The organism is Acidobacteriaceae bacterium (assembly GCA_035944135.1).
In the GTDB taxonomy this organism is placed as follows: domain Bacteria; phylum Acidobacteriota; class Terriglobia; order Terriglobales; family Acidobacteriaceae; genus Granulicella.
Genome location: DASZBM010000007.1, coordinates 103892 through 121432, shown reverse-complemented (window position 1 = coordinate 121432; position 17541 = coordinate 103892). Strand labels below are relative to the sequence as shown.

Annotated in this window: 15 protein-coding genes; 10 read left to right on the top strand and 5 right to left on the bottom strand. The window is 60.7% G+C overall.

What is annotated here, in order from left to right; genetic code table 11:
- Positions 1-12: 12 nt before the first annotated feature.
- The 3 genes from VGU25_12380 to VGU25_12370 all read left to right on the top strand — a co-directional run bounded on the left by VGU25_12380 (position 13) and on the right by VGU25_12370 (position 4705).
- Positions 13-2088, top strand: a complete 2076-nt coding sequence (locus VGU25_12380; protein HEV2577998.1) for a SpoIIE family protein phosphatase — start codon at positions 13-15, stop codon at positions 2086-2088.
- A 199-nt stretch (positions 2089-2287) separates the two neighbouring features.
- Positions 2288-3865, top strand: coding sequence for a sulfatase-like hydrolase/transferase (locus VGU25_12375; protein ID HEV2577997.1), 1578 nt, complete (start codon positions 2288-2290; stop codon positions 3863-3865).
- A 123-nt stretch (positions 3866-3988) separates the two neighbouring features.
- Positions 3989-4705, top strand: a complete 717-nt coding sequence (locus tag VGU25_12370) for a LamG domain-containing protein (GenBank protein ID HEV2577996.1) — start codon at positions 3989-3991, stop codon at positions 4703-4705.
- 21 nt (positions 4706-4726) lie between these two features.
- On the opposite strand, the gene VGU25_12365 is transcribed toward VGU25_12370, so the two are convergent.
- Complete coding sequence (locus tag VGU25_12365) at positions 4727-5965, bottom strand: hypothetical protein (protein HEV2577995.1); 1239 nt, start codon at positions 5963-5965, stop codon at positions 4727-4729.
- 185 nt (positions 5966-6150) lie between these two features.
- Positions 6151-8052, bottom strand: coding sequence for a pyrroloquinoline quinone-dependent dehydrogenase (locus tag VGU25_12360; protein ID HEV2577994.1), 1902 nt, complete (start codon positions 8050-8052; stop codon positions 6151-6153).
- A gap of 70 nt (positions 8053-8122) precedes the next feature.
- On the opposite strand from VGU25_12360, the gene accD reads away from it, so the two are divergent.
- Genes accD through ruvA form a run of 5 tightly spaced genes read left to right on the top strand, consistent with a single transcriptional unit; the run spans position 8123 to position 12770 of the window.
- Positions 8123-9022: an acetyl-CoA carboxylase, carboxyltransferase subunit beta gene (accD, locus tag VGU25_12355; GenBank protein HEV2577993.1), complete on the top strand. Its 900-nt coding sequence runs from the start codon at positions 8123-8125 to the stop codon at positions 9020-9022.
- A gap of 2 nt (positions 9023-9024) precedes the next feature.
- Positions 9025-9906: a class I SAM-dependent methyltransferase gene (locus VGU25_12350; protein ID HEV2577992.1), complete on the top strand. Its 882-nt coding sequence runs from the start codon at positions 9025-9027 to the stop codon at positions 9904-9906.
- Positions 9903-11330 (top strand): folylpolyglutamate synthase/dihydrofolate synthase family protein, encoded by a 1428-nt coding sequence (locus VGU25_12345; protein HEV2577991.1) that lies wholly within the window; start codon positions 9903-9905, stop codon positions 11328-11330. Before VGU25_12350 ends, VGU25_12345 begins: the two co-directional genes overlap by 4 nt.
- 10 nt (positions 11331-11340) lie before the next feature.
- Positions 11341-12156 (top strand): lysophospholipid acyltransferase family protein, encoded by an 816-nt coding sequence (locus tag VGU25_12340; protein HEV2577990.1) that lies wholly within the window; start codon positions 11341-11343, stop codon positions 12154-12156.
- Between the two features lie 17 nt (positions 12157-12173).
- Positions 12174-12770 (top strand): Holliday junction branch migration protein RuvA, encoded by a 597-nt coding sequence (gene ruvA, locus VGU25_12335; GenBank protein HEV2577989.1) that lies wholly within the window; start codon positions 12174-12176, stop codon positions 12768-12770.
- A gap of 10 nt (positions 12771-12780) precedes the next feature.
- Here the strand turns inward: ruvA and VGU25_12330 are convergent, their stop codons facing one another.
- Together VGU25_12330 and VGU25_12325 are read right to left on the bottom strand one after the other, a co-directional pair.
- Positions 12781-13692, bottom strand: coding sequence for a phytanoyl-CoA dioxygenase family protein (locus VGU25_12330; protein ID HEV2577988.1), 912 nt, complete (start codon positions 13690-13692; stop codon positions 12781-12783).
- A 107-nt stretch (positions 13693-13799) separates the two neighbouring features.
- Positions 13800-14735 carry a hypothetical protein gene (locus VGU25_12325; protein ID HEV2577987.1) on the bottom strand — a complete coding sequence of 312 codons (936 nt, stop codon included), beginning with the start codon at positions 14733-14735 and terminating at the stop codon, positions 13800-13802.
- Positions 14736-14754: 19 nt separating this feature from the next.
- Between VGU25_12325 and VGU25_12320 the strand changes: the two genes are divergently transcribed.
- Positions 14755-15069, top strand: coding sequence for a hypothetical protein (locus VGU25_12320; GenBank protein HEV2577986.1), 315 nt, complete (start codon positions 14755-14757; stop codon positions 15067-15069).
- A 103-nt stretch (positions 15070-15172) separates the two neighbouring features.
- Positions 15173-16999, top strand: coding sequence for a M20/M25/M40 family metallo-hydrolase (locus VGU25_12315; GenBank protein HEV2577985.1), 1827 nt, complete (start codon positions 15173-15175; stop codon positions 16997-16999).
- A 62-nt stretch (positions 17000-17061) separates the two neighbouring features.
- Here the strand turns inward: VGU25_12315 and VGU25_12310 are convergent, their stop codons facing one another.
- On the bottom strand, positions 17062-17541 hold the full coding sequence (locus VGU25_12310) for a hypothetical protein (GenBank protein HEV2577984.1): 480 nt from the start codon (positions 17539-17541) through the stop codon (positions 17062-17064).

The following is a 17541-nucleotide window of genomic DNA, read 5'->3' as shown; positions in this document are numbered from 1 at the left end:
CCCGCGAGAGTTATGAGACGTCATCGAATTCCAAGGCCATCGCCGACCTTCGTTGCATCGTGCGGCTTGCTCATTGTCCTGTCGCTTGTTGGCGTGAAGCCTGCGCTATCGCAGACACCTGCTCAAATCGGCAACCCCACGATCACTCTCACCGGTCCATGGAAATTCCAGATCGGCGACTCGCCCCTCGATCCAGTCACACACAAGCCGCTGTGGGCTGATCCTTCCTTCGATGATTCACGCTGGGAGAACGTCGATCTCACGCCGAACGGATCGGCAGACCCCTTCACAAACGATCCGCGATATGTCCGTGGCTGGACAGCAACAGGCCACCTGAACGACTGGGGCTGGGCGTGGTACCGCATCCGCGTTCCCGTACTGGCTCTGCCGGGCACGCCGATATCCTTTGCCACCTTCGGCTGGGTGGATGGCGCGGATGATGGCTACCAGATATTTTCAGACGGAAATCTGATGGGCAGTTGGGGAGACTTCCGCAACCAGAATGACCCGACCGTCTACTTCACTCAACCCGCCACCTTCTCTCTATTTCGCGCAACTGGAACTCCGCAGCAAGTAACGCTCGCCCTTCGCTTCTGGTTGAGCCCGGTCAGGCTCGCATACCACCCCTTTGTTGGCGGACTCCACTACGCTCCGCTTCTCGGAGAATCGTCTGCAGTCAACGCCGCCGCTGACATTTCGCTTCTGCAGAATCTTCGCCTGCAGGCTTTCCCGCCCTTCGATGTTTGCCTTGGCCTCTTTATGGCCATCGTCATCGCCAGTCTCGTCTTCTTCGACCGCTCGGATCGCGTTTATCTCTGGGTTGCAGGCGCTCTTCTACTCGATGTCATCAACGAGTTCGTATTTTTCCTTGCCAACTTCACGCAACTCGTCAGCCTTCGAATGTTCTTCGTCGAACTGGAAGCATTCTCGGCTCCGCTCATTCTCGGCGCATGGGGAATGGTCTGGTGGCTTTGGTTTCAACGGAAACCGGCCTGGGCTCCCAAGGCATTAGCTATCGGAACATGCATCTACATGACGGTCGGGCTATTCGGGCACGATCTCCTTTTTGAATTTGTGCCGCACTCCGTCAGCGCGGTGGTCGAAACTCTGTCATTACCCTGCGCACTCTTCCTCATTGTCATGCTGCTCGTCATCGTGTGGTCGGGCTTAAGGGCGCACAGACGCGAGGGATGGTTTGTAATTCCTGCGGTTGTTTTTCTGATCTTCGGCCAATTACAGGCGGTACTCATCAAGCTGCATTTTCACGGCTGGGTGATTGTGCATGGTGTCATGTTGTTTTACTCCAACATCGCCAATCTCCTTAATATCGCCGCCATTTCAGTGCTCCTCATCCGGCGCCTGCTTCAGTCGCTGCAACGGCAGCGCGAAACAGCCATCGATATCAAGAACGCCCAAGAGGTCCAGCAGGTCATTCTGCCCGAAGCCCGCACGGTGCTGCCCGGCCTCGTCATCGAAAGCGAATACCGTCCCGCACGCGAAGTCGGTGGAGACTTCTTCCAGATCATTCCCAACCAGGCCGACGACAGCCTGCTCATCGTAGCGGGCGATGTAACCGGCAAAGGCCTCAAAGCCGGCATGCTTGTCGCGTTGCTTGTGGGCGCCCTCCGAAGCACCGCCGATGAAAACAACGACCCAGCGTACATCCTCGAAACTCTGAACCGCCGTCTCGCAGGCCGCGCCGATGCACAAGCCACCTGCCTGGCTCTTCGCATCGCGAAGGACGGCCGCGCCGATCTCGCCAACGCCGGACACCTTGCGCCTTACCTCAACGGTGTTCCGCTGCCCATGGAAGGCGCCCTTCCGCTGGGCATGATCGATGCATTGGAGCCATCCACAATGCAGTTTCACCTGGAGGAAGATGACCGCCTTGTGCTGGTATCAGACGGCACAGCCGAAGCCACCAACGGCAAGGGCGAACTGTTCGGCTTCGATCGTCTGCAGAACCTGATCAGTTCTTCCTCAAACGCAGTTGAAGTGGCCACCGCTGCCCAGGCATTCGGTCAGGAAGATGACATCAGCGTGATCCTCATCACACGAACCCCGGTGTTGACGCCGTTGCTGGCATAAGCACAGCTCTCCGCGCCTCGACAATTCGACCTGTCACATTCGGCTTGCAACGGTTTCAGCGAACGTCCTTGCCGGCGGTGTGAGCGACAACAACACATGCGGCAGCTGGAATCCGATCATCATTCCCTGCCCGTTCTTCAACACGTACAGTCGTTTTGTGTACATCGTGAGTAGATTTAGGAAGTAAGCGGGAGACCGGATGAATCGCAGGGACTTCGTAAAATCGGCTGGCGCGAGTGGAGTCGCTTCCTTGGTCAAGAACAATAAGTCAGTTGCTGCAGGCAGAAGCAAGTCCGCGAATCCGCGGCAGGTGGTCATCATCCTCGGTGAGTCGGTTCGCTACGACATGTTGCATTGCTACCGGGACACTGGCCTCAAGACCCCGAATCTCGACCGGCTCGCGGCTGCGGGCTGCCGGTTCGACAAGGCCTACAATTGCCAGCCGGTGTGCGCACCGGCCCGTTCCTCTATCTGGACCGGCCTATATCCGCACTCCAACGGAGTCTGGGGAAACAGTATGCCGGTCGGGGAGACCGAGCACTCCATCGGCAAGCGGCTGCACGACAAGGGAATCCATTGCGCCTTCATGGGCAAATGGCATCTCAGCGGGACCGATTACTTCGACACGGGCATTCCCGCACCGGGCTGGGATCCGGCTTACTGGTATGACATGCGCACCTATCTCAATGAGCTTTCGCCCGAAGACAGGGTGCGTTCGAGAGATCCGAAAACTGCGCGAGACGGCTCCTGGACCGCCGACAAATGTTATGGCCACCGCGTCACGAATCGCGCTGTTGATTTTCTGACCAATCACACCGGTGAAGACTATCTCCTCGTCGCCGCATACGACGAGCCACACGGTCCTTCCTTATGCCCGCGCGAATATATCGACATGTACGAGCAATATCAGTTCCCGCGCAGCGTCAACGTGGACGATTCCCTGGAGAACAAGCCGGTTGAACAACGGATTTGGGCGGATGGCCGCCTCAACAAAACGCAACCACCCATTCACATGCCCCAATTCTTTGGTGCCCATACATTCATCGATCACGAAATCGGCCGGCTGTTGGATGAAATCGAGAAGTCTGCTCCCGGTGCGCTCATCATCTATACGTCGGATCATGGCGTGTTTCTCGAATCTCATCGGCTGACAGATAAGGGTCCGGTGATGTACGAGGAGATCACGCACGTCCCCTTTCTGGTGAGCTGGCCCGGACATACGCCACCGAAAAGCACCTCAAGCAGTCTCGTGTCACACATCGACCTCAACGGCACATTGATGGAATTCTTCGGCTTCGATATCCCGAAGACTCTCCAGGGAAACAGCATGCTGGCCCTGCTTCGAGACCCGGCGGCGAAGGTGCGCGACGAAGTGTTCATCGAGTGGGGACGCTACGAGGTCGATCACGACGGATTCGGTGGATATCAACCGATCCGCTGCGTTTGCGACGGACGTTACAAACTCTCCATAAACCTGCTCGTGACCGACGAACTGTACGATCTGCAGACCGACCCGAGTGAGATGAATAATCTGATCGACTCCGGAGAACACGCTGCAATCCGGAATGGGTTGCACGACAAGTTGCTGGATTGGATGAACACGTCTCGCGACCCGTTTCGCGGATACTACTGGGGCCGCAGGGCCTGGCGGCCCGAGTTTCCGGAGAAATGGGAGAACGCGGGAATGACGCGTCAACGGGAAGATGACGGGTATCTGCCGCGCGAACTCGACTATGACACGGGTCTCACAATGGTCAAGGCGACGCGGTCGAAGTAGACGGCTTGGACTCAGCGCGTTGGCTGCGGGCGGGTTCGAACAAGCGTAAATACGTGCCGCCGGGAACGAGGTGCTACGAACAGCTCACCTGTTGCGTGAGCGCTTCCGTATGCTGGTGTGCACATGAAGCTCCTCGCCGCCGCAATTCTTTCCCTCGCCATTCCTTGCTCCGCTCAGCAAGCGATCAGCTGGCGCTTCGACAACCTCACCCGAATCGGCGGCACACCCGTCACCACCATCGGCAATCCGCAGGTCGTCGACACATCCATCGGCAAGGCCATCCATTTCGAGGGCCACGGAAACACAAACAGTGATCCAGACACCGGCAACCCCACCGGCGATGCGCTCTTCCTGAACACCGCTCCGCTCACCGGTGACTCCACTTATACCTTCGAAGTCCTCTTCCGCCCATCTTCGAAAGGCGCCCCGGCCCAGCGCTTCTTCCACATGCAGGACCAGAACTCGCCATCGCGCCGCATGTTCGAGATCCGCATCGTCAACAACCAATGGTGTCTCGACACCGTCGGCATCGATCTCCGCGGCGGCCCCGAACAGCATGGCGTCATTCTCGCCTGCGACGCCCCGCATCTCCATCCGCTCGATCGCTGGTACGCCGTCGCCGCCACCTACGACGGCAAAACCCTCCGCGGATATGTCGATGGCGAGCTCCAAGGCCAGATCACCATCACCCTCGCGCCGCTGCCGCCCGGCACCACCTCGGTCGGCACACGCATCGACAAGCGCGACTTCTTCACCGGCGAAATCTACTCCGCCCGCTTCACCCGCACCGTTCTGCCACCGGCAGATTTCCTGAAAGTGCCCGCTTCACCGACGCGTTAGGTTTGCATAACGGCACCACAATCACCAAATGCCGCCAAATGCGCCCCTGTGCCGCAGCGTGTCGTTCTGCGCGAAACCCTTCCTAAGCTGTGCCTGCGCGAGCGGAGAATCTTCAAACACGCCACAGAAGTCCAACTCCGTCATTACGAAGTTTGCCCCATACCAGGGAACAAGAATGTATCGTTTCCCGGCTATCAAACTCTCAGCCGCATGCGATACCTGCACGTCTCCTGGGTCAGGCTCTACCGTAAACACAGCTCCTGGAGCCAGTGGAATCGTCCCCTTGATTGGCTGCATCAGCCGCACCTTTGCAGTCTCGATGTCCCGCGACTCCCCATAGACGTCTTGCTTCGTCGTTCCGACCGACAGCACATCCACAAGTAAGATTCGCTCCGCGTCCCGGGCCACCACGAACAGCGGGATGTCGCATGAATGCGGCGGCGGTGGCACGTCCTTATAAGGTGGTTCAGTCGTCGGATAAAGATGCCAGTCCCGCGCAATCGGCAGAACGTCCGGAATGTTCACGCAACGATGAAAGCGCGTTATGCAGGATAGGTTGTAGTCCGTGACACGCTTCAACTCCTCGGGCGAGATCGCAGGCGTGAACGTCACTTCCGCCATTAAACACATCTCACATCCGCCCGGTCTTCCCGCCTTGTAGTTTGGGTGTTGCGCGAGCTGATCGTCCGTTCCCAAAACCCACGGACCAACAGAACGACCGCGCACGAAGTCCCACCTTTGGCGAAGAGAATCGCTGGCTTTCGCTGACACCCCGATCCAATATCCATAGTCGTCTTCCTTGTTCACGGTCCGTGGCGGAACATCGAAGCCCAGCCACACGCCGCTGCGCCATATGGTGCCGTCCTGCACCACGAAGGCAACGCGCATGACAGCACCTTTCCCGCCTAGCAGTTCGTACGAACGGAACACCCAGGGGAGCCACCACCAAGTCCATTTTGAATGAACGCCTCCCTCCAGATCCGTCACAGCATCCGTGAGGGTGATTGTGTAATCGCAGTCTTCGGAGGTGCATTGCCCGTCAGAGTGCCCCCACGCTCCCCATCGATTCATCAAACGCTGCGCGTCCGCCCACTTACTCTGGTGCAGCCGGATCGACTGGAAGTCCGCAAGCAGCCGCTCCGCGCGGTGCCGCAACAGATGCTCCTGCAACTGAGCAAAACAGAATGCAACGAAGAACAGGGCAAAGACCACAACCACGACAGTACGGCCGATCGCCAGCAAACGTACCTTCGAGGTCACAGGACTCTGCTTGCCTCACGCTTCATGCGACCACTATGTAGCATGCTACATCAAACCGTGTCAAACAGACTGGGGGGGTCCTGAGCACTTTTAGACACACCTGTCTCTTTGTTCGCCACAGGTCCGGACCTAAAAGTCTCTGTTCTGAAGATTTTGCGCAATATTAGGGGGAGGGGCACCCGCCCTCATTTCAACCCAAATGCCACCAATCGATCCGGCTGCTTGCCATCATCCGAGCCCGTCGCCACGACCAGAAACTGCCGCCTCTTCACCAGGTAGGTCATCGGCGTCCCGGTTGCCGGAGCCCGCAACTGCCCCTCCCACAACTCCCGTCCGGTCGCCGCGTCGTAGGCCCGCAGGAACGCATCCCTCGACGCACCCACAAACACCAGCCCACCCGCTGTCACCACTGGCCCACCCATCCCAATCGACCCCGCCCGCCCCGCCATCCTCCCATGCGTCACCGACCACACCTGCTTCCCCGTGTTCAGGTCGGTCGCTACAACCCGCCCATAAGGCGCGCCACCACACGGCGTCCCATTCGGCCCGACCAGCGCCGCCATATTTACGGCATACGGCGTTCCCCCCATCAACATCCCCCCACCCCCCAGCGCTGCATCCGGCGGCCGAAACAGGCCTGATTTCAGCTGATCTCGCGGGCTCGTTGAGCTCTTCTCTGCACCCTTCGGTGCGCCCTCGCTCAGCCACACCAGGTACGCCATCGAGTTCACCCGCACGTACATCACACCGGTCGTCGGATCAAAAGCCCCGGACCCCCAGTTCGGCCCACCCAGCGACGCCGGATAGATCACCGTCCCCGCCATCGAAGGAGGCGTGAACGGGCCTTCGTACCGGACGTCTTTCATGAGCCGCTCACAAAAATCCTGATCGGAAGCATCAGTGGCTGCCATCTGATCCACTTTGAACTGCATGGATAACAGCGGCTCGACTGCAGAAAACGGCTGCGTCGGCCAGGTCTGCTCTCCCGCGATATCGCTCTGCGGAACGGAACGTTCTTCGATGGGGAACAGCGCCTCGCCATTGAGGCGATTGAACACATAAATCATGCCCGTCTTATTCATCACTGCAACCGCAGGCACCTTTCGGTGCCACATGAACAGGAGCGGCTGCGACGCCGTGTCGTAGTCCCAGAGGTCGTGGTGAACAAGCTGAAACGCCCACACCTTCTCGCCCGTTGACGCTCGCAGCGCCACGATGGAGTCGGCATCGCGGTTATCGCCGGGCCGCATGCCGCCGAAGTAGTCCACTGAGGGACTGCTCGTCGGTACGAACACCAAGTCATGCTCGGCGTCCGCGGCCAGCGGCGCCCAGGCATTTCCCGCTCCACTCTTGTGCGGCCCCGGCCCGTTCACCGAAGCCAAGGGCTCCCACTCCCACAACGGTTTACCGGAACGCACATCAAACGCGCGTACCGCACCGGAAGGCGTGTCGATGTTCTGGTTGTCCGCGATCGATGAGCCGAGGATCACTCGATCTCCAACCACCACCGGCGGCGACGTGTAGTACAGATAGTCCTTGTTCGGCAGGTACAGACCAACGCTAAGGTCGACTGCGCCGGCGTTGCCAAACCCCTTGCACGTTGCGCTGGTTCGCGCATCGAGGGCAATCAGCCGCCGATCCAATGTAGCCACGAGCACGCGATCGGAGCACGTTGCACCGCCGTGCCGGTCATGCCACACCGCCACGCCGCGAGAGGTCCCGATGTAGTGGACATCTGCATCCTTCACACCGGGGTCGAATGTCCACAGTACCTTTCCGGTCGTGGCATCGACAGCAAGCACCACATCCTTGGGCGTCGTCAGGAAGAGCGCTCCTCGCCAGAGCACCGGAGTCGCCTCGAAGCTGCCGCGCGGCCTGTCTCCTTCGTACTGGCGGACGTCCAGCGACCAGACCTGCCGGAGCTGCGCGACATTGCGGCGGTTGATCTGCGCTGCAGCCGAGTACCGCTGGCCTTCGAGCGTTCCGCCGTACTCCGGCCATCCCGGCTCAATCCTTTTCCGGGCACCGGTTTGGCTCCAGCCAGCGATTGCGAAACAGGCCAGCAAGCCCACAGCTAACCAGTTCATTCGTCAGCTCCTACTTCGCCCATGGCGTTACAATCTCAGATGGGCATCCAGCCGACCAAGGAGCCGATCGATGACCTGGTTCAAGCGCGACGAACACGAGATTGTCCCGCCCTCCGACCACGAGGTTCGAACGGAGGGGCTCTGGACCAAGTGCCCGCAATGCGGCAAGCCCATCTGGAATGCGGACCTTGAGGCTAACCTGCAGGTTTGTCCTTACTGCAGCAATCATTTCAAGATAGGCGCGCGTGAACGGATCGAGATGCTTCTTGACCCCGGCTATGAGCTTGTGGACGGCGACCTGCGCTCGACCGACCCGCTCAACTTTTCTGATCTGAAGCCATACAAGGCACGCCTGCAACAGGCGCAGAAGAAGACCGGCCTGAATGACGCCATCGTGAATGCGGTTGGCAAGATCAATGGGCTGGATGTCGTTGTCTCCGCGATGGAGTACAGCTTTATTGGCGGATCGATGGGCGCGGTGGTGGGCGAAACCATTGCACGCGCCGTAGACCGCGCTTTGGAGAGCCGCACACCGCTGATTATCGTGTCAGCGTCTGGCGGCGCGCGCATGATGGAGGGCATCGCCTCGCTTATGCAGCTTGCCAAGATCTCTGCTGCCCTGGCGAAGCTGGACGAAGCACGGATTCCCTACATCTCGCTGATGACCGACCCGACAACTGGCGGCGTGACAGCCAGTTTTGCGATGCTAGGCGATCTGAATATTGCGGAACCGGGCGCGCTGATCGGCTTCGCCGGGCCGCGCGTGATTGAGCAGACAATCCGGCAGAAGCTGCCTGAGGGATTCCAACGCTCGGAGTTCCTTCTGGAGCACGGATTCCTGGATGCGATTGTGTCGCGCAAAGAGCTTAAGGCGTATCTTGCGAATGCGATCGACTGGATGAGCCACCGCGAGGTTGTGGAACTGGAAAGCGCAGCTCCCGCGGACACGACCGCCGCCGCAGCCGATTAGCAGTGGACGAGGCACGGCCTTCACGCACCGCGCTTCGTGTGGCCATGCGGCGCGCGGCGCACCAGCTCCACGACGAACGCCCGCTTGTCTTCGAAGATCCCTTCGCAGTCAGGATTCTGCCGCCGGAGATTCGGCTCGAGCTGCAGCGCACACCGGCAGCATCGCGTAAACCGTTCTCCGCCGCGATGCGAGCGTTTATGGTGTGCCGCGCGCGGTTTGCAGAGGATGTGCTGGCTGATGGCGTTCGCGAGCAAGGCGTGCAGCAAGCGTTGATTCTCGGTGCCGGGCTTGATACGTTCGCGCTCCGCAACCCTTTTTCGAATCTTCGCGTGTTCGAGGTCGACCATCCTGCGACGCAATCCTGGAAGCGCGAACTGCTGACTGCGGCGGAGCTGACGGTTCCGGATAACCTGCATTTTGTTCCGGTAGATTTCGAGCGTCAGTCGCTTCGACAGCAGCTTTTGCATGCCGGCTTCGATTTCAATGTGCCTACAGCGATTGCATGGCTTGGTGTTGTGCCGTATCTCACGGCGGAGGCATTCGCTGCGAGTGCACGTGTTCTCGGCCGCTTGCCTGCGGGGTCAAGCCTGGTGTTCGATTACTCACTTCCGCGCGAGGCGCTGCCGCCGGTTGAGCAGCTAATGCTCGATTCGCTCTCCGCTCGATTGGCGCAGGCGGGTGAACCCTTCCAGATCTTCTTCACGCCAGAGTCGCTCGCCGAGGAGCTGGCTCGTTACAACCTGGCAGTGGTTGAAGATCTCGATTCGCCGGCGCTCAATGCGCGGTATCTTGCCGGCCGCAAAGACGGACTGCATCTGCGTGGGCGTGCGGGGCGGCTGTGTCATGCGCAGGTCGGGGCAGCTCGCGAGACAATGAACAAATGACCTACGACGAAGTGCTGGCGCGGCTGGCGACGATGGGTCCCGAGCTCCGCACAGGCAAAGCCGGTGTGCCGCGCAAGTGGTCGCTGGAACACATTCGTATACTGCTGCACGCGCTCGGCGATCCGCATCGCGGGTTTCGCTCCGTGCTGATCGCGGGCACGAACGGCAAGGGCTCAACGGCCGCGACGCTGGCCTCGATCCTGAACGCAGCCGGCCTGCGCACCGGGCTTTATACATCGCCGCACCTCTTGCGCGTGAACGAGCGCATTCGGCTCTCGACCGGCAATCCATCGCAGCTTACTGAGATCTCCGACGCTGATTTCGCGCTTCTGTTTACGCTCGTGGATGAGACGGCGGCGAAGCTCGTGAATGAAGGCGAGCTTCCCTATCCGCCGAGCTTTTTCGAGCTTCTGACTGCGATTGCGTTCTGCTTCTACGCGGAGCAACGAATTGATATCGCCGTGCTCGAGGTTGGGCTGGGCGGCCGACTCGATGCGACCAACGTTGTTGAGCCGATGGTGTCGATTATCACGGACATTGGCCTGGATCATGTTGAGTTCCTGGGGAACACGCTGAGATCGATTGCCACAGAGAAGGCTGGGATTTTGCGGCAGGATGGTGTGCTGGTCACGCTGTCACAACATCCTGAGGCCAATGCGGCTATCGGCGAAGCGGCTGTAGCACTCAATGTTCGCGGTGTGGATGCATCGCGTTGCCTGCCGCCGCGAGGCTATCTGGGCACGGTCAGCGATTCTATTGATATCAAAGCATCTCCGGACTCGCCCTGGCGCAACAAGTATGCGATATCCATTGATGGCAAAGTAATTCACGTGGATTCCCCGCTGGCGGGGCAACATCAGCAGCGGAACCTGGCGCTCGCGATTGCGGCTGCGCTGGAACTTCGAGCGAATCATAGGATTGAGATCTCGAACGAAGCCATTGAGGAGGGGATTCGCAAGACGCAATGGCCGGGACGGCTGGAATGGATTCGATCCTCCGCGGGGCATGCGCCGGTTCTGCTGGATGTTGCGCATAACCCTGCCGGTGCGTGGGCGCTGCGGGCTGCGCTTTCGCAGCTTGCGGAGGAGATGCCACGAACGTTGATCTTCTCGTGCCTTGCGGACAAACCGATTGCCGAGATGGCGCAGATTCTGTTCCCGCTATTTGACGCGTCCTCTGCTGACCCGACACGCGGCCGCGACCATATCCTGGTCACGCATATCGACAGCCCACGCGCGGCGCGCGTGGAGGAGATCCTTGCTGTAGCCGAGCGGCTGGAGATTCTCGCCGTGAGCGCGCCGGATGCAGCCAGTGCGATCCGGCAGGCGGAGACGATCACGCCGGCAGAGGGTGTGATCGTGGCGACCGGCTCGCTGTTCCTGGTGGCGGAGATTCGCGCTCAACTGCTCGCCCGGTCACAATAAGATGGAGCAGATGCCGTCCAACGAATTCCTGCAGCCGGAAGAGCACGTCGCGGCGACCGAAGCTCCGCGCAAGGTTGTGGGCGTCGGGCTTCGCTGGCTGACGTACCTGCTTGTGTGGCCTCTGATTGGGGTCGCAACGGCGTTCTTCGGGTCCATCTCGCTGGTTGCGGGCCTTTGGGACAGGTCCGGCCGACAGCAGCACGATATCGCGCGAGTGTGGGCGCGGGTGCTGCTGCGAGTTGCGCTGTCACCGGTTGTAGTCGAGGGGATGGAGAGGCTGCAGCCGCTGCGGCGCGAAGGCAGCCACCGGCCGCTGGCGGTGTATGCGTCGAATCATCTGAGCTATTACGACACGCCAATGCTGTTTGCGAAGCTGCCGTTTCAGTTCCGGATTCTGGCGAAGGCGTCGTTGTGGAAGCTGCCGTTCATTGGGTGGTATCTCCAGAGGTCGGGACAGGTGCCGATTGATCAGAGCTCGGCGCGCGCGGGTGTGGCGAGCCTGATGCGCGGGGTGAAGACGCTGGAAGCAGGTATGCCGCTGATGCTGTTTCCGGAGGGTGGGCGCTCGGCTACCGGCGAGCTGAAGCCGATGGTGTCGGGCGCGGCATGGATGGCGATCAAGGCGCAGGTGCCGCTGGTGCCACTGACGTTGATCGGAACATATGAGCTGCTGCCGATTCACACCTACACGCTGCGGCCGCGGCCGTTGAAGCTGGTGATCGGAGAGCCGATCTCGACGGCCGGGCTGACGACACGGGATGCGGATGCACTGACAAAGCGGCTGCGGGCGGTGATTCATGAGACGTACGTCGCGCACCACGGCTAGCCGATACAATCGCATTCGTGATTGCACATCTTCGCGGACAGATTCTTTCGAAGTCGCCCAGCTCGGTCATTCTTGATTGCAACGGCGTTGGTTATGAGCTCGCCATCTCGGTGACGACGTTCACGGACCTCGGCGACCAAGGGGCGGAGGCGAAGCTGCATGTGCATACCCATGTGCGCGAGGATGCGCTGGCGCTGTTCGGGTTCTCCGAACTGACGGAGAAGCGGCTGTTCGAGAAGCTGCTGACGATCTCGGGGATTGGGCCGAAGCTGGCGCTGACGGTTCTCAGCGGGATTTCGGCTGAGCGGCTGGTGGGAGCCATTCGCGGTGGAGACCATGCGACGCTGACGAAGATTCCAGGGATCGGGAAGAAGACCGCGGAGCGCGTGGTGCTGGAGCTGAAGGACAAGCTGGACGACATGACGGGCGTCGCCCCGCAGCAGACTGCGGCGCCGTCGCTCGGGGCGGTGGCGGATGATGTGTTGTCCGCGCTGGTGAACCTGGGCTATCCGCGGCCGGTGGCGCAGAAGGCGGTCGAAGCCGCGGCGAAGGACAGCGCGGTAGCGGGGGATTTCGAGAAGCTGTTCCGGGCGTCGATGTCTGCGGTGCGCTAGTTGTAGCTGCTCAACAAACGCGCCCGCGCTTGCCTGCAGAGCCGTGGCCGGGCGGGTTTTCGCCGATCCAGCGCTCGTCTACAGGCTCGCTGGCGAGTTGGTAGCGCGAATCGGAGGACAGGCGCAGGCGATTGGAGCGGTTGTCCAATCCACCATGGACTAAATCCATGCAGAAGACGACCGCGTCGCCTGGTTGGTATTCCGCGACAAGCCAACGCTCGCCAAGCTGACGGCGGACCTTGTTTGAGTCGGGCGAGAGGAAGCCGTTGTAGCCATTGGAGGTGCGCGCCTTGTCTTCTGTGCGGTTCTCGCAATAGCTGTCAACGTCGCGCTGTCCGTAGGTCTGCTGCAAGCGGGCGTTGGTGTGGCTGCCCTCCAAGACCATCAGGCCGCCGGTTTCGAAGTCGGCTTTTCCAAGCGGGACCCATGCGGTGTAGAGGCGGCGCGTGCCGCGGCCCATGTAGACGATGTCGCAATGCGACGGCGTGCCAGGGCCAGGCGAGATACAGCGCAACCATGTGAAGTCAAAGTGACGCACGGCGCCGCCGAGGAAACGATGGAAGAAGGACATCAGCTCGCCGTCTTCGGCGTAGAGCAGCTCCTGCAGCTCGGGGTTGTTCTTCTGCGCGAGCTCGGGCTGGAAGTACAGCTTTGCGCCGGGGCGGGGAACTCCGTCCATCATCGGCTTCTCGGGGTCGAGCTGGCCGGCGTCGGAGAGTTGCTGCATTACGCGGCGTCGCGCGGCGAGAACCTTTTGCGGGTCAAGCAGGCCACGCAGCAGAAGGTAGCCGTCGGTCTGCATCTGTTCCTGCAAATGGGCGATCGACGCGGTGCTCTGAGTCTCTCGCATCAGGCCGACGTATTCGTCATCCAGATGGATTCCGCAGGACCACAACTCAGGAAGCGATGCCACGGCAGCCATGGTGATTCCCTCCGTCAGAACAACATCATAGTCGTGAATGAAGACGAAAATCCAGATGAAACCGGTATCTGACGGTTTACATGCAGGGGCTAAGGAACAGCGCGGTGTCAGGCGCGCCGGCGATAGCGGACGCTGAATTGATAGCCTTGGTTCGGCGGGAAAAGCTCGGCTACCAGCTTGAGGCGCGCCGCGAGAGCTGCCGGGGCCAGAAGCGGGTACTCGCGCTCACGCAGCTCGGAGTAGTCGAAGTCGAGTGCCAAGGAGAGCAGGTAGATGGCCACGGCATCGGAGAACGCCGCTTCCAGGTAGATTCCGCGCTCCTTCTCATCGATGACCGGCTGGGCTGAAGCGGAGGCTGGCGCGTTCCCGGTCGAAAATGGCCGCGACTTTGCGGTGTAGGTCTGGATGCGCCGTTTGGGTTCGTCGCCGTTTGCGTTGGGCTCGCGGCCGAAAGCGAGATTGCGCGACTCCCAGGCGTCGAGGCTGGTCTCGCCGCGGACACCGTCGATTGCCTGCTGCCAGGCCAGCGCCGCGAAGCTCTCGGGGACACCTGCAGCATCGACGAACGCGTGCGCGACGTTGATGAAGAACTCAAAGCTCAGGGCGAAGCGGTCGCCCATCAGGCGGGTCGAGATGAAGACGCCACGGTGGCCGCTGCCGAGCTCCACATTGCGGTGACAGATCGCCGACTCGCCGAGCTCGTCGGTCCAGGCGCGCGCCACCATGGCCAGCTCCGGAGACTGTGAGGCTTTCTTTGCGAAACCTTCCGGTTCATCCGCTTGACCCGGCTCGGGGGACTCTCGCAGAGCCAGCGGCACAAAGTAGTAGGTGTTCGCTCCCAGGGCCGCGCCGATGGCCGGCGGGACGGCTTCGAGCATGCGATCGAGATCGGTACCCGGGACACCAGTCTCGCCAAATGTAGCAAAACGCAGGCCGTTAGCCGACTGCCGCACCTCTGCCTCGCGGGCCACCTGGGCCGCCCGCACCAGTTCCTCGCGCCGAACTGTGTTGGTTGTTAGTACGCCCTGCAGGCCTTCTGCCATCAGGTTTATTCTACTTGAGATGGAAAGTATTCACGATGTTGCGCGCGCGCGCCGCGAAGGCGTCTTCCTCGGCATTCCGCTTGGCGATCTTGGCTGGTTTTCTTCGCTTTTGATGGGAATGGCGACGGGTTTTGCAGCGTTTTTTGCGACTACGTTTTTCAGCATCATGACACTGCTGGTTTACCGCATTTCCAGCGGGCACAATCCGGACTTCGCAATCGCCTACCGCGATGTCGGTTTCCCGGTTGGGGTGGTTGTGTTGATCGCGGCGCTCAGCTATCTCGGCTTCCTGTATGCCCGCCGGATGCGCCGCCGCCACGCGCAGCAGAGCTAAGCCACAGAGCATCCTCAGGTTTTCCGAGACTTTTTCCAAGGCACCACGTAAACTCCTCATCTGCAAGATTTCCATCTTCACTGCACCTCCAGGAGTTTGCTAGATGTCCTTCGTGCGCTGTTCTTCGGCCGTGACCGCCTGCGCGGCCGCTCTCATCCTGTGTTGCTCCGCCCATGCCCAGAAGAAGCGGTCTGCGGCTCCGGAAGCTGCCGAGAAGCCTGTTCCGAGCTACTACGGACCGCAGCCGGCGACGGAAGACATTGATCTGAACATGTATGCCCGCATCCGCGAGGAGGGCTTCCAGCACGGCAAGGTGATGCAGTTCGGCGATGCGCTGGCGAACGGGATTGGGCCGCGCCTGACCGGCTCGCCAAACATGAAGAAGGCGAACGAGTGGACGCGCGATACGCTGACCGCCATCGGCCTTTCGAACGCGCACCTGGAGGACTGGGGCGACTTCGGCATGGGGTGGCAGCAGATCAACACCTGGGCGCGCATGGTCTCGCCGGATCCTGAGCCGCTGTGGATGCAGGCCGCGCCGTGGTCTCCGGCGACGAACGGCGCCGTCACGGGCGAGATTGCGTACGTCGTGCTGACGGATGCTGCCGATCTGAACAAGTGGAAGGGCAAGCTGAAGGGGAAGATCGTTCTGCTGGGCGCTATGCGGCCGACGCCGGACATCACTGAGCCGCTGTTTCATCGCTACACCGATGAAGAGTTGAAGGACATGGAAAGCGCGGAGCAGCAGGGCCCACGGCGTGCGCAGGCTGGCCCGCCACAGACAATTGAGCAGCGCATGGCCGAGCGCACCCGTCTGCTGCGGTTGCGTCAGCAGGCTTTGAAATTGTTTAGCGATGAAGGCGTGATTGCGATCATCACGCCCACACGCGATGGCGGCGATGGAGGCGGCACCGGCATCATCTTCGACGACAACGGCGCAAACCTTGTTCGCGATGCGCAGAAGCCGGAGAACGCGGTCAAGATTCCGAACGCCGTGATGATGATCGAGCACTACAACCGGCTCGCGCATCTCGCCGAGGCCCATGTGCCGGTCACGCTCGAGGTGAACATTGACACAAAGATCACTGGCGATCACGAGCACGGATTCGACACCGTCGCGGAGATTCCGGGAACCGATCCGAAATTGAAGGACCAGGTGGTAATGGTCGGCGGCCATCTCGACAGCTGGATTTCAGGCACGGGAGCGACCGACAACGGCGCGGGCACGATTGTCGCGATGGAGGCTGTCCGGATCCTGAAGGCGCTGGACGTTCACCCGCGCCGGACGATTCGCATTGCGCTGTGGTCCGGAGAAGAAGAAGGTCTGTACGGATCGCAGGGTTACGTGAAGCAGCACTTCGGCACCTTCGCCGAGCCCGCGCATCCTGACACGAGCGGTCTGCCAGCATTCATGCGGCGCGAGCGCGGTCCCCTGACGACAACGAAGGAGTGGGAGACGCTGGACGCCTACTACAACCTCGACAACGGCACCGGTAAAGTTCGAGGCGTGTACACGCAGGAGAACTTCCCGATTGGCCCGATCTTTGCACAGTGGATCGCGCCGCTCCGGGATCTTGGCGTGACGACGATCAGCTACCGGAACACCGGCGGCACGGACCACCTGAGCTTCGATGCTGTCGGCCTGCCAGGCTTCCAATTCATCCAGGATCCGATGGACTACGAGACACGCACGCACCACTCGGACATGGACACGTTCGACCGGCTGCACCAGGCTGACCTTGAGCAGTCAGCGATCGTCGAGGCAATCTTCCTGTGGAACACGAGCCAGCGCGACGCGATGATGCCGCGTAAGCCTTTCCCGCACCCGGAGCGCGAGCATGAGCTCTCGGCGCCGATTCCAAATCTCTACCCCAATGCGCAGGTGCCTCCGCCGGATGACGGCAAGCCTGCTCCGCCGCAGCAGCACTAATCAGTTTGCACGCAACTCGAACGGCGGAGAGAGATCTCCGCCGTTCTGCTTTAGCCCACGACCTATGCTTCCCGCTCGCACTCCACGACCATGAACTCCGTCCACTCTTTACCATCCTCAGAACTCTCACCTCGCCACGTGAAGTGCTGATCGGAGATGTCGGTGTAGGTTGCGCGAGTGAACGTGTGCCCCACCATCGGCTCCCTGAACTGATAGCTCACCGAAGCTCCCTCAAAGTGCACTCCACCAAGCTCCTGCGAGCCCAAATCGGTCCATCTTCCCAAGAGCGCGTCCAGCCATTTGATGTTCCACTGCTTCTTCGCAACGTCGTATGCGCGGATGTTCACGCCGAGCACAAGCGTCTCTCCGTTCGCGCCGAACATCCGGTACTCATCGACAATCGCGTGACCGTCGAGGGCCCAGCGACCTTCCCACAGCGCGTCGAACCGCTGCGATTCTTCGGCGGGCAATTTCAGCTCTGCCTGGCAGCGATACCGGCCGACGAGAAAAGCGAAGCGCTGCAATTCCGATGGGGCACTCAC